Origin of the sequence: Thioalkalivibrio sp. AKL6, from assembly GCF_000376905.1 — a bacterium.
In the GTDB taxonomy this organism is placed as follows: domain Bacteria; phylum Pseudomonadota; class Gammaproteobacteria; order Ectothiorhodospirales; family Ectothiorhodospiraceae; genus Thioalkalivibrio; species Thioalkalivibrio versutus.
Genome location: NZ_AQXS01000010.1, coordinates 282,972 through 295,043, shown reverse-complemented (window position 1 = coordinate 295,043; position 12,072 = coordinate 282,972). Strand labels below are relative to the sequence as shown.

Annotated in this window: 9 protein-coding genes and 1 tRNA gene; 5 read left to right on the top strand and 5 right to left on the bottom strand. The window is 66.3% G+C overall.

Going from position 1 to position 12,072, the window contains the following annotated elements:
• Positions 1–8 precede the first annotated feature (8 nt).
• Positions 9–998 carry a tRNA dihydrouridine(20/20a) synthase DusA gene (gene dusA, locus D575_RS0109375; protein WP_018145660.1) on the bottom strand — a complete coding sequence of 330 codons (990 nt, stop codon included), beginning with the start codon at positions 996–998 and terminating at the stop codon, positions 9–11.
• 56 nt (positions 999–1,054) lie between these two features.
• On the opposite strand from dusA, the gene D575_RS0109370 reads away from it, so the two are divergent.
• A complete protein-coding gene (locus D575_RS0109370) occupies positions 1,055–2,482 on the top strand; it encodes a Glu/Leu/Phe/Val dehydrogenase (RefSeq protein ID WP_018145659.1) in 1,428 nt (475 codons plus the stop codon).
• 35 nt (positions 2,483–2,517) lie between these two features.
• Here D575_RS0109370 and D575_RS0109365 read toward each other — a convergent pair whose 3' ends face one another.
• Positions 2,518–3,903, bottom strand: a complete 1,386-nt coding sequence (locus D575_RS0109365; RefSeq protein ID WP_018145658.1) for a M17 family metallopeptidase — start codon at positions 3,901–3,903, stop codon at positions 2,518–2,520.
• Positions 3,904–3,995: 92 nt separating this feature from the next.
• On the opposite strand from D575_RS0109365, the gene D575_RS0109360 reads away from it, so the two are divergent.
• The 4 genes from D575_RS0109360 (at position 3,996) to mnmD (ending at position 9,299) form a co-directional block, all read left to right on the top strand.
• Positions 3,996–4,973, top strand: coding sequence for an ABC transporter ATP-binding protein (locus tag D575_RS0109360; protein WP_018145657.1), 978 nt, complete (start codon positions 3,996–3,998; stop codon positions 4,971–4,973).
• Positions 4,970–5,752 (top strand): ABC transporter permease, encoded by a 783-nt coding sequence (locus D575_RS0109355; protein WP_018145656.1) that lies wholly within the window; start codon positions 4,970–4,972, stop codon positions 5,750–5,752. The genes D575_RS0109360 and D575_RS0109355 overlap by 4 nt, the downstream gene beginning before the upstream one ends.
• Positions 5,753–5,851: 99 nt before the next feature.
• Entirely contained in the window at positions 5,852–7,360 is a 1,509-nt protein-coding gene (locus D575_RS0109350) for a peptidoglycan DD-metalloendopeptidase family protein (protein WP_038032166.1), read from the top strand.
• 85 nt (positions 7,361–7,445) lie between these two features.
• Positions 7,446–9,299 (top strand): tRNA (5-methylaminomethyl-2-thiouridine)(34)-methyltransferase MnmD, encoded by a 1,854-nt coding sequence (mnmD, locus tag D575_RS0109345; protein WP_018145654.1) that lies wholly within the window; start codon positions 7,446–7,448, stop codon positions 9,297–9,299.
• On the opposite strand, the gene D575_RS0109340 is transcribed toward mnmD, so the two are convergent.
• The 3 genes from D575_RS0109340 to D575_RS0109330 form a co-directional block, all read right to left on the bottom strand.
• Entirely contained in the window at positions 9,260–11,521 is a 2,262-nt protein-coding gene (locus D575_RS0109340; RefSeq protein ID WP_018145653.1) for a diguanylate cyclase domain-containing protein, read from the bottom strand. The genes mnmD and D575_RS0109340 overlap by 40 nt on opposite strands.
• Before the next feature lie 93 nt (positions 11,522–11,614).
• Positions 11,615–11,923, bottom strand: a complete 309-nt coding sequence (locus D575_RS0109335; RefSeq protein ID WP_018145652.1) for a GIY-YIG nuclease family protein — start codon at positions 11,921–11,923, stop codon at positions 11,615–11,617.
• A 19-nt stretch (positions 11,924–11,942) separates the two neighbouring features.
• Positions 11,943–12,029: transfer RNA gene (locus D575_RS0109330), tRNA-Leu, on the bottom strand.
• Between the last annotated feature and the right edge of the window lie 43 nt (positions 12,030–12,072).

Genomic DNA, 12,072 nt, shown 5'->3' with positions numbered 1-12,072 from the left:
CCGGGCTCTCAGGCTGCCCGGGGGAGACAGGCCTGCGCGGCCCGCTCGATCAGTGCCGGCCCGGCATCCGGGTGGTGGGCCCCTTCGGTCAGGATCCGCCGCCACTGGCGCGCGCCCGGCGCGCCGTGGAACAGACCCAGGATATGCCGGGTCAGACGCGCCAGCGGCACGCCATCACGGCGCATCCCCTCTGCAATCCCCAAGATGCCCTCCAGAACCTCTTCACGCGTCGGGTCGTCCCCGCCCCCGAAATACAGGCGGTCCACCACCGACAGGCTCCAGGGCTGGTGGTAGGCCAGCCGACCGAACATGACCCCGTCCACATGCTGCAGGTGCGCGCGCGCGGCGCCGACGTCATCCAGTCCGCCGTTCAGGACAATCGTCAGGTCGGGCAACTCGGCCTTCAGCCGATAGACGCGTTGATAGTCCAGCGGGGGAACGTCGCGATTGTCCTTTGGACTGAGGCCCTGGAGCCAGGCCTTGCGCGCGTGCACCACGAAGTGGCGGCACCCGGCGGTGGCCACGCGTTCGACAAAGGCGTGCAGATCAGCCTCCGAGTCCTGGTCGTCAATGCCGATGCGGTGCTTGACGGTGACCGGGACGTCAACGGACTGCTGCATGGCTGCGACGCACTCGGCCACCAGCCCCGGTTGTGCCATCAGGCATGCGCCGAACGCGCCCGACTGCACACGGTCGGAGGGGCAACCCACGTTAAGGTTGATCTCGTCGTAACCGCGATCCGCCGCGATACGGGCGGCCTGCGCCAGCGTGGCCGGATCGGAGCCGCCCAGCTGCAGCGCGATCGGATGTTCCACCGGGGAGAACCCCAGCAGCCGGTCGCGATCCCCATGGATGACCGCGTTGGCATGCACCATCTCGGTGTACAACAATGCCCGTCGGGTCAGCAGCCGATGGAACCGGCGACACCAGGTGTCCGTCCAGTCCATCATCGGCGCAACCGAAAACCGCGGGTCGGGAGCGTGGCCCGCGTTACCCATTCACAGAATCTCCATGCCGCGCAGGCGGCGCCCAAAAATCAGAAAGGATTGCCATCATGTCGGAAAGCGAAGTGCCTGAAACCTTTCGCGATAGTGTCTCACACATGGTCGACCGGGCCATGAGCTACCTCGATCTTCCCGAGGGGGCCCGGGAGGCCGTCAAGACCTGCGACTCGGTCATTCAGGTGAGCTTTCCGATCCGCTTTCGCGACCGCATCGAGGTGTTCAAGGGCTGGCGCGCGGTGCATTCCGCCCATCGCCTGCCGGCCAAGGGCGGCCTGCGGTTCTCGCCGACCATGGACCAGGACCACGCCGAGGCCCTGGCGGCCCTGATGACCTACAAATGCGCCATCGTGGATATCCCCTTCGGAGGGTCCAAGGGCGGCCTGCGCATCGACCCGCAGAAGTACAACGAATGGGAGATGGAGCGCATTACCCGACGGTTTGCCCACGAACTGATTCAACGCGACTACATCAGCCCGGCCCAGAACGTCCCCGCGCCGGATGTGGGGACGTCCCAGCGCGAGATGGCCTGGATCATGGAGACCTATCGCGATCGCCACCCGGAGGACCTCGACCATGCCGCTTCGGTGACCGGCAAGCCGGTCGAGCTGGGCGGCATGGTCGGGCGCCTGGAGGCCACTGGTCGGGGGGTTCAGTATGCGTTGCAGGCCTTTTTCCGCGAAGGCTCGGCGGCCCGCGAGGCCGGGTTCGAGGGCGGCCTGGGTGACCAGCGCATCATCATCCAGGGCTTCGGCAACGTGGGCTACTACGCCGCCCGCTTCCTGCAGGAGGACGATCACGCGAAGATTGTCGGCGTCATCAAGAGCGATGGCGGGGTGTATTCCGAGGACGGGATCGATATCGAGGCCCTGCACGACTACGTGCGCCGCAGCGGCACCATGGAGGGTTTCGCGGGGGTCGAGTTCGTGCGCGATGGCAACCGCATCATGGAACGCGAATGCGACATCCTGATTCCGGCCGCCCTGGAAGGCGCCATCCATCGGGATAACGTCGACCAAATCCAGGCGCGGCTAATCGCCGAGGCCGCCAACGGTCCCTGCACCTGGGAGGCCGACCAGGCCCTGCGCGAACGCGGCGTCCCGATCCTGCCGGACGTGTATGTCAATGCCGGCGGCGTCATCGTGTCCTACTTCGAGTGGGTGCGGAATCTGTCGCACATGCGCTTCGGGCGCCTGGAGCGGCGCTACGATCAGGCCCAGGGCCAGCACATCGTCAGTGCCATCGAGATGATGACCAACGAGAGTGTCCCCGAATGGATTCGTGATGCCGTGGTGCGCGGGGCCGAGGAAATCGACCTGGTCCGCTCGGGCCTGGACGACGCCATGCGCGAGGCCTTCCGCGAGATGCACGAGGTCCGCGAGATGGAAAGCAATGGCGAGGTGCTCGACTACCGCACCGCCGCCTATCTGATCGCGCTGCGCAAGATCATTCGTGCCCGCAGCGACCTGAAACTGATCTGATGCCGCCGCGCCGCGTCCAGGACGGGAGTATCCCCTTACCCCGGCTTCCGATAGCGCGATTCGAGCGCCGCAAACAGGGCCCGCAGGCCCATCGCCTCGCCGCCCTTGGGCCGCCCCGGGCGCGCGCGGTCGTTGAAGGCCATGATGTCGAAATGCATCCAGGTCGTGCCCTCCGGGACAAACTCCTTGAGAAACAGACCGGCCGTAATCGCCCCGGCGTGGCCCCCGGTGGTGCTGTTCACGATGTCCGCCACGTCACTGTCCAGCATGTACCGATAAGGCGTATGCAGCGGCAACTGGCAGACCGGGTCATCCCATTCGCGCGCCGGCTCGACCAGTGCTCGCGCCCAGCCGTCGTCCTGGGTGAAGCAGGCGCTGATCTCGGTCCCCACGGCGACGCGCGCCGCCCCGGTGAGCGTCGCAAAGTCCACCAGCAGGTCCGGATGGAACGACCCCGCACGATCCAGCAGATCGGCCAGCACCAGGCGCCCCTCGGCGTCCGTGTTGTCGATCTCGATCCGCTTGCCGTTGCGTGCGGTCAGCACATCGCCCGGGCGGAAGGCCCCGGCCCCGATGGCGTTCTCCACGGCCCCGATCAGCACCGTCAGCCGCACCGGGAGTGCCTGCGCCATAATCAGGCGCGCCAGCCCCAGCACGATCGCCGCCCCGCCCATGTCCTTCTTCATCTGGCGCATGGAATTGCCGGGCTTCAGGTTCAGGCCACCGGAATCGAAGCACACGCCCTTGCCCACCAGCACCAGCGACGGCGCGTCGGGCGCCCCCCAGGTCAGTTCGATCACCCGGGCCCCATGGTCGCTGGCAGCCCCCACGGCGTGGATACAGGGGAAATCCTGCTCCAGCTTGTCGCTGTCGCTGACCAGATGCAGGCTGCTGCCGAATTCCTCGGCCAGCTCCCGTGCCTTCAACACCAGATTGGCCGGCATCATGTCGGCGGCGGGGGTGTTGATCAGGTCGCGGGTCAGCCCGATGGACTCCACAAACGCGAGCACCCGCGCCTGATCCGCGTCTTCCGGCCACACCAGCCGCGGCGAGCGCGCCAGCGGCTCGCGGTAACGCTCGAAGCGGTAACGCCCCAGCCCCCAACCAATGGCCGCCAGGTTCTGGATCTCGGGGTTCAGGGGATCGGTTTCCAGATGGTAATCCCCGGTCCCGAGGGTCTCCGCCGCCGCGGCCACCATCCAGATCGGAGTTTCCGCATCGAAGCCGGCCAGCACCGCCGCCAGTCCGCCCTCGGCATCGGGGATGCGCAGGGTTGCGCCCGGCTCCGCCTCGAACCCGGAGGCTTCCACCCATTTGCGCCAGCTCTCCGGCGCACTCTCCAGGCGGACCGGCAGCGACTCGCGGCTTACCGGGATCAGGGGAACGGCGGTTTCGGACGACGCAACAAAAACAGAATCCACGCGGCTTTCCTCGAAAACGATTCAAAGCCTTCATAATACCTGCCTTGTCGACCCTCCGGGGTCGTGTTCCCCTAGCCTTACAGGATGTGACGATGACGCCAGCGCTGGAGATTCGCGGGCTCAAAAAGACCTACAAAAACGGATTCGAGGCTCTCAAGGGCATCGACCTCGAGGTGGCCCCGGGCAGCTTCTTCGCCCTGCTGGGGCCCAACGGGGCCGGCAAGTCGACGACCATCGGGATCATTACCTCGCTGATCAACAAGACCGCCGGCACGGTCAAGGTCTTCGGCCATGACGTGGATACCGACCTGCAGGCAGTGAAGCGCTCCATCGGGCTGGTCCCGCAGGAGTTCAACTTCAACAACTTCGAGCCGATTGGCGAGATCGTGGTCAATCAGGCCGGCTACTACGGCATCCCCCGGCGCGAGGCCTGGAAACGCTGCGAGCACTACCTGAAGGAGCTGGGGCTCTGGGAAAAGCGCAAGGACATGGCGCGCACGCTCTCCGGCGGCATGAAGCGCCGCCTGATGATCGCCCGCGCCCTGGTCCACGAACCGCGCCTGCTGATTCTCGACGAACCCACCGCCGGGGTCGACATCGAGCTGCGGCGTTCGATGTGGGACTTTCTGACCCGCATCAATACCGACGGGCGCAGCATCATCCTGACCACGCACTACCTGGAAGAGGCGGAGACGCTGTGCCGCAACATCGCGATCATCGATGACGGTGCGATCATCGAGAACACCACGATGAAGCAGCTGCTGGCCAAGCTCGAGACCGAGACCATGGTGCTGGATCTCAGCGAGCCGCCACCCGGCATCCCGCTGGATTCCCCGATTGCCCTGCGCCAGGTGGACGAGATGACGCTGGAGGCCGATATCCGCAGCGGCCAGCACCTGAACGACCTGTTCCGGGTGCTGGACCAGGCCGGCATTCGCGTCCAGAGCATGCGCAACAAGTCCAACCGGCTGGAGGAACTCTTCATCCGCATGACCCGCCCCGGCCAGAGCCCCAGCCATCTGACCCCCGGCGCGAGCGGGACCACCGAGCAGCCGGAGAATCAGGCATGAGCGACTCCCATCTGCGCGATTACTGGACCGCCTTCCGGACTATCGTTAGCAAGGAAGTGCTGCGCTTTGCCCGGATCTGGGTGCAGACGGTCCTGCCCCCGGTCATTACCACGGCGCTGTACTTCATCATCTTCGGGGGGTTGATCGGCGAGCGCATCGGGGAGATGGAAGGCTACCGTTACATGGACTTCATCGTCCCGGGCCTGATCATGCTGGCGGTGATCACCAACAGCTATGCCAATGTGGTGTCGTCGTTCTTCGGCTCCAAGTTCCAGCGCCACATCGAGGAACTGCTGGTCTCGCCCATCCCCAACAGCGTGATCATTCTCGGGTTCGTCTTTGGCGGCGTGGCGCGGGGCCTGGCGGTCGGCGTGGCCGTACTGCTGGTCTCGCTGTTCTTCAGCCCGCTCAGCATCCACAACCCCGCCGTAATGCTGATCATCGTGCTGATGACGTCCATCCTGTTTGCCCTCGCCGGGCTGATCAACGGTGTCTTCGCGCGTACCTTCGACGACATCGCCATCGTCCCGACCTTCATCCTGACGCCGCTGACCTATCTCGGCGGGGTGTTCTACTCGATCAGCCTGTTGCCGGAGTTCTGGCAGGGGGTGTCCATGCTGAACCCGATCCTCTACATGGTCGACGCCTTCCGTTACGGCAGCCTGGGCCATAGCGACTTCCCGATCGCCATGTCCTTTGCCATCATTGCCGGGTTCATTGCAGTCATGTACGGGGTTGCGCTGGTCCTGCTCAACCGGGGCGTGGGGATTCGATCCTGAGACGCGCAGGCCGCGAAACTCCGGGAGACCGCCTTCCGACGCTGTTTATTGCCCGAAAAAACGTGGTATAAAGCGGAAACTCTGCAGGGCAACGGCCATATGGGTAACAACAGAAAGACTTTGCATTTCTTTCTGGCGGGCACCGCCGGACTCACCATTCTGGTGGGCACCAGCCTGCTTCTCGCCTCCCAGCCCTCCGAGACGTCCCAACCGCTGAAAATCGGCGCCGGCAATCCGCTCCCCACTGCCCAGCTCGCGCTCGCCCGTGGGGAGCATCCGGCTGGCGGCGCGTCGATACGGACGGCGCATAGTGCCGCATTCGAGGGTGGCGCCCAGACCGTGGCTTTTGCCTCCGACCTGCCGGGCGAGCCCGCCCCGGATTACGACGACGCCACAATCGACCCGGACGCCGAGGCCCCGACGTCCTACGAGACCTTCGATCTCGACGGCGACTCCGATGTCGCCGCTGACGCCGCAGCCATGGACACCGACTGGTACACCCACACCCTGCAGAAAGGCGAGCGTCTGACGGGCCTCTGGGAACGCGAATGGGAACTCCCGCTGGCGACCCTCTACCGCCTGCTGGACGACGACGACAACGCCTCGATCCTGAACCGTGTACGCCCCGGCCAGGAGATCGAATGGCAGGTCGACGACGAGGGCTACCTGACTCGCCTGCGCCTGTGGACCGACCGGGCCCGCGGGCATGAGTGGGTTCGCGAGGCCGATGGCTGGGAGTTTGAACTCGGCGAAGTCGAGAACGGCCGCGAGGTCAGCCACCTGATCATTACGAGCGAGATCGATGGCAACATCGCCAACGCCTTGACCGAACGCGCGGATATCTCCGCGCGTTCGGCCAACGCCCTGGCCGTGCTGCTGGACCGCTACCTGCCGGTGCGCACCCACGCCCGTACCGGCGACCAGTTCACCCTGCTGGTAGAGCAGGAAACCCTGGTAGGCGACGACACCCCGCTCAACCTGCGTCTGCTGGCATTCGACTACGAAGGCGAGCGCATCGAGATCCGAGCGGCGCGCAACGTCAACGGGCGCTTCTACACCCCGGATGGCGAAAGCCTGCTGCCCCCGTTCGATCGCCGCCCGTTCTCCGGCAACTATCGCATCAGCTCCAGCTTCAACCCGAACCGTCGTCACCCGGTGACCGGACGCGTGGCCCCGCACCAGGGGACGGACTTCGCCATGCCAATCGGAACTCCGATCCAGGCACCCGCCGACGGTCGCGTAACCCGCGTCGAGAACCACCCGTATGCCGGTCGCTTCATCGTGATCGAGCACGGTCAAGGCTACTCCACCCGCTACCTGCATCTGGACCGCCAGCTGGTACGCCCGGGTCAGACCGTCGAGCGGGGCGACCGCATCGCATTGTCCGGCAATACCGGTCGCAGTACCGGGCCGCATCTTCACTACGAGATCCACGTGAACAGCCGCCCCCAGAACCCGATGCGCGTGGAACTGCCGGAAAGCGACGCCCTGGAAGGCGACGAGCTCGACCGCTTCAAGTCCATCAGCCAGACCCTGCTGGCCCAGCTGGATAACGGACAGCGCAACCAGCAGGTGGCGTTCACCCCGTTCGAAGAATTGGCCCGCTAACCTCCCATTACGGCCCGTCTCGCGCAATCGCGCCTGGCGGGCTGTGACGGTCCGGTCCTTGGCGACACCCTTGCTCTCCCCCACTTTGCTCGACTGGGCACGCCTCGAATGGCGTGACGGACAACCTTTCGCCGCCGACTACGGGGACGGCTACTTCGGCTCCAGCGATCCGCATGCCGAGGTGCGCGAGGTCTTCATCGAGGCCAACGACCTCGCCCGGCGCTTCCGCCAGTGTCAGCGCTTCGTGCTTGCCGAGACCGGCTTCGGGAGCGGGCTCAACCTCTTGCTGGCGCTGCAGGAGTGGCAACGCCACGCGCCCCCCGGCGCCTTCCTGTCCCTGTTGAGCCTCGAGGCCCACCCGCTCGCACCCGCCGACCTTGCGGCCCTGCACCAACGCCTGGGCCTCGACAATGCCGACGCCCGCCGACTACGGGCCCAGTATCCACCACCGGTTCCCGGACTCCACCGAATCCAGTTCCCCGAGGCCAGGGCCGTGTTGACCCTGGGCCTGGGTGACGCCGCTCCACTTCTTGCACAGATCCGCGGCACCGTGGACGCCTGGTTCTTTGACGGGTTCGCGCCGCGCAGCAATCCCGCCCTGTGGAACACCGGGGTGTTCCGGCAAGTGGCGCGGCTTTCCGCGCCGGGTACTACATTCGGCACCTACACCGCAGCCGGTCAGGTTCGCCGCGACTTGGAGAGCACGGGGTTCGAGGTACGCCGGATGCCCGGTCATGGCCCGAAACGCGAGCGTCTCGTAGGGACCCTTCGGGACACCCAGTCGCCCGCGAAGTCACCGCCCCTCGAGGTACCGCAACGTGTCGCCATCGTGGGGGCCGGGATTGCCGGGCTCAGCGCCGCCCATGCCCTGCAGGCGCGAGGAGTGGAGGTCACGGTCTTCGACCCGAACGGTGTTGGCGGTGGCGCCTCCGGCAACCCGGCGGGCGTCCTGTTGCCGAACCTTCATCCTCGCGACGGGGAGCTGAATACCCTGGCACTCGCGGGAATGCGCCATACCGGTTTCCTTGCCGGCCAGCTCGACGCGATCGGCGGATACGGCACCCGGTTGGCAACGGGCGTGGCCTTCCATGGCATCAGCGCCCACGGACGCAAGCGCGTGGAACGTCTGCTGAAAGCGGGTCCCGAACATGCGGCCCTGCTGTTTGACCCTGGCGGTCCCGGTTGTACCGCCGCGGCCCCACACCTCTATTACCCAGACGGTCTGGCGATCGACATGCGGGCCTTTTGCCAGGCCGTGGCCGACGACCTGCCGCCGCTGCGCAAGGAACCGGTACAGGCGCTGAAACCGTCGTCCAACGCCGGTCCCGTGCAGGTCGAGAGCGACACCGGATCTGAAGCCTTCGACGCGGTCGTGGTAGCCACAGCCGCCGGCAGTGGCACGACCTTGTGCCCGGAACAGGCGGATATCTCCACGGTGACCGGTCAGATGACCCGGGTCCGGGCACCCTTCCCCGATTGGGGTGGCTTTGTGGCAACAGGTCAGGGCTACTGCATCCCGGAGGGCGGCGGAACCGCCTGGATTGGGGCGACCTATCGCCGCACGGAGGCCCCAGGGGCCGAAAATGAACAGTCCCAGTCCCCGCAGGCCGAGGATGATCAGACCAATCTGCGGCATCTGGCCTGGGTGCCGGGGCTACAGGATGCCCAGGCAGTCGAGATCCTCGCGCAATGGACCGGGGAACGCGCTGTGGTCCGCGATCGCCTGCCGCTGGTCGGGCGCAGCCGGCTGGATCCCGGTGGCCGGGTGCTGTTGAGCCTGGCGCATGGCTCGCGCGGCCTGCTCTATGCCCCACTGGCCGGCGAATGGCTGGCCGATCATCTGCTGGGTCTGGTCGAACCCCTCGAGGCGCAAACCGCGGCTCGGTTCGCCCCGGCGCGTCACTCCGTGCCGGATTCTGGCGCCGCCTCCGACGCGTAGGCCACGTCGTTGCGTCCGGCGGCCTTGACGCGGTACATCGCATGGTCCGCGGCCATCATCAGGTCCGCCAGGCGCTGACCATCTCGGGGGTAGAAGGCGACCCCGATACTACAGGAGAGGGTCTCCTCCACCGGTTCCATATGGCCGGGATGCAACTCGAATGGCTGCCGGAAAGCCCCCTGCAACCGTTCAATCAGCCCCCCGGCCTCCTCGCGTCGATTCCGATTCAACGGCGCACTCAGCACGATGAACTCGTCCCCGCCCAGGCGCACCAGCAGGTCATCCGGACGCAGATTGGCCGCAAGCCGTTGCGCCAGCTGGCGCAGGAGCTCGTCCCCTACGGCATGGCCGTACTGATCGTTCACCGGCTTGAAACGGTCCAGGTCAATGAACAGCAGCGCCAGTTGTCCCTCCTTGCGATCCGCGCGCGCCGCAAGCCGCGGAAATGCCCGATCCAGCGCCGCGCGATTCGCGGTTCTGGTTAACGGGTCCTCCCAGGCCAGGGCCTGCATGCGGTCTTCCAGCTGCTTGCGCTCGGTCACGTCCAGGGCGTGCCACACCACGGCCGACGAACCCTCGAACGGTGCGTCGATTGGGCGTACCCGCGCCTCATACCAGCGGGTTTCCTCCGTTGACGGACTCGTCTCGCCTCCGTGGAACACGCTCGCCTGCAGGCGGTACTGAATCTCCTGCAATTCGCCTTCGCGCAAGGCCCGGCGCACGACGCCGGAAAAGCGCTGCGCGACCTCATCCGGAAGCAGTTCCGCCAGTGTGTGCCCGGCCGCCGTGTGCTGGGGTGCCTGGCCGCGCCGCGCTTCGCCAAAGACCGCGCGAACGAGACCAGTGTCGTCGATCACCAGGGCATCGCCGGGCATGGCCTCGAACAGCGCGTCCTGAAGATCACGGGCCTCGCTCAACGCGTTGAACAGCATTCGGTTGTCGTGTACATCCACAAAGCTCAACAGGAAGGCCCGCTGCCCTTCCCAGTCAATCGGCACCCAACGCAGTAGATGAAACCGCTGGTCTCCGTCCGCCGTGTGGACGCGAATCTCGCGCCCGCGCGGCTCCTCCAATGCCATTGAAAAATCGAGCGCAGGGGGAAGGCGCCGGCGATCGTCGGCCTGAATCACCCCCAGCGCCGAAAGAGTCTGGCCAGGATCCGGCGACAGGCCGGTCATGCGGGTAAAGGCCGGATTGGCCCAAAGGACCCGGCGCCCCGCGACCACCAGAGTGGCATCCGCCAGACGATTCACGAGCGCCTGATAGCGCGTGAGGGCCTCCCGCCGCTGCCGGATGCCCTCCCCCACACGGAAGGTGTACCCACTGACCGCCAGCAGCCCGACCACGCCCATCACCCACCAGGCGGCCGGGCGCTCCGTGGCGGATGGGTTGGGGACAGGGTGTGCAAGCATCTGCCACTGGCCGCCGGCAAAGGTCACGTCGAGCGCGAGCGGCGCGCTGGCCACGTCGATCTGTTCGGGGTTGTAGAAGACCTCACCGTCGGCGCCGGTCCCGTCGAGGCCGCGCAGTGCCAGTTGCAGGCTGGGCGGGCGCGGGGCCAGGCCCGCCTTGCCAAGGATCGTTTCGAAATCCAGCGCAATACTCGACAGTGTCCACGGATTGGCCAACGCCGGCGGATCTTCCGGATCGGTCAGGACCGGGGCGCGCACCAGAAGACCCCGGCCCCCCTGTGCCAACGTCCAGGGCCCGGCGACGACCGTTTGCCGGCTCTCCAGCACTTGTTGAAAGGAGGCGCCCTGCTCCGGATGTTCCGCCAGGTTGAGGCCGATCGCGTCCTCGTTGCCATCGCGCGGGTAGACCAGCGCAAGGATCTCGCCGCGCGCCAGGGTCAGAGAGCGAATCAGTTCCGGTTGGCTGCGATAAAGACGGTCCGCTGCCCGGTCGAAGTCATCCTCGGTCAGGTCCGGGTGGACATAGGCATAGGCGGCAAGCCCGATCGTCGCATGGACCGTGCCATTCAGCACGCTTTCCAGTTGGGTCCGAAGGCTGCTTGCCTCCGAGACCAGGGCTTGCTGATAGCGGTCGGCCATCTGCTGTTTCCAGCCCTGGTCGATGGCCACGAACAGCAGGGCAAACAGCAACCCGGCAATCAGCGCCGCCACCACCGGGCCGCTGATATGCGGTTCGGTGGTGCGGGCGTCGGCCGGCTGGGCCGCTGGCCGCGCTTCGGATCCTTCCGTTGTGTCCGTGGACTGGGGCATGCCGGATCTTTTCACAGGGACGCTCAGAGCCCCACTATGCGCTTTTCCCGGTCCTCGCTGAACCGTTGCATGGATGTAACACCAACCTTCGCCTCACGCCTCGTGATCGAGCGTGCCCTCGGGCCCGTCGTTTTGCCTCTTCCAGGTCGCCGCGAGACGTCGCTTCTCGACGGGTGGCAGGCGTTTGATACGTTGTTCCTCGCGCAGTGCCTCGCCGTGGCCGGGAAACACCTTCGCCCCCAGGAGCTGCTCCGGCGGGTACATGCGGGTGAAACGCGCCCCGCGCCCCGCACGATGAGCGGCCAGTCGCGCCGCAAGCCGCGGTGTAACCCCGGTATAGATCCGGGCACCGCGGCACTGCAGGAGATAGACGTACCAGGGTTGGGGGCTGGCCACGATCACACACCCGGGTAGAAATGATTGGTGGGGACGGCCGGAATCGAACCGGCACGGGCTTGCGCCCAGCGGATTTTAAGTCCGATGCGTCTACCAGTTCCGCCACGCCCCCGGAGCGGCCGCATCATACCGCGCGGCCCCGATCGTCGCACCCG

Coding starts and splice junctions, on each gene's coding strand:
- D575_RS0109370 (WP_018145659.1), top strand. CDS start 1,055: ATGTCGGAAAGCGAAGTGCCTGAAACCTTTCGCGATAGTGTCTCACAC.
- D575_RS0109350 (WP_038032166.1), top strand. CDS start 5,852: ATGGGTAACAACAGAAAGACTTTGCATTTCTTTCTGGCGGGCACCGCC.
- D575_RS0109360 (WP_018145657.1), top strand. CDS start 3,996: ATGACGCCAGCGCTGGAGATTCGCGGGCTCAAAAAGACCTACAAAAAC.
- D575_RS0109340 (WP_018145653.1), bottom strand. CDS start 11,521: ATGCCCCAGTCCACGGACACAACGGAAGGATCCGAAGCGCGGCCAGCG.
- D575_RS0109355 (WP_018145656.1), top strand. CDS start 4,970: ATGAGCGACTCCCATCTGCGCGATTACTGGACCGCCTTCCGGACTATC.
- dusA (WP_018145660.1), bottom strand. CDS start 998: ATGGGTAACGCGGGCCACGCTCCCGACCCGCGGTTTTCGGTTGCGCCG.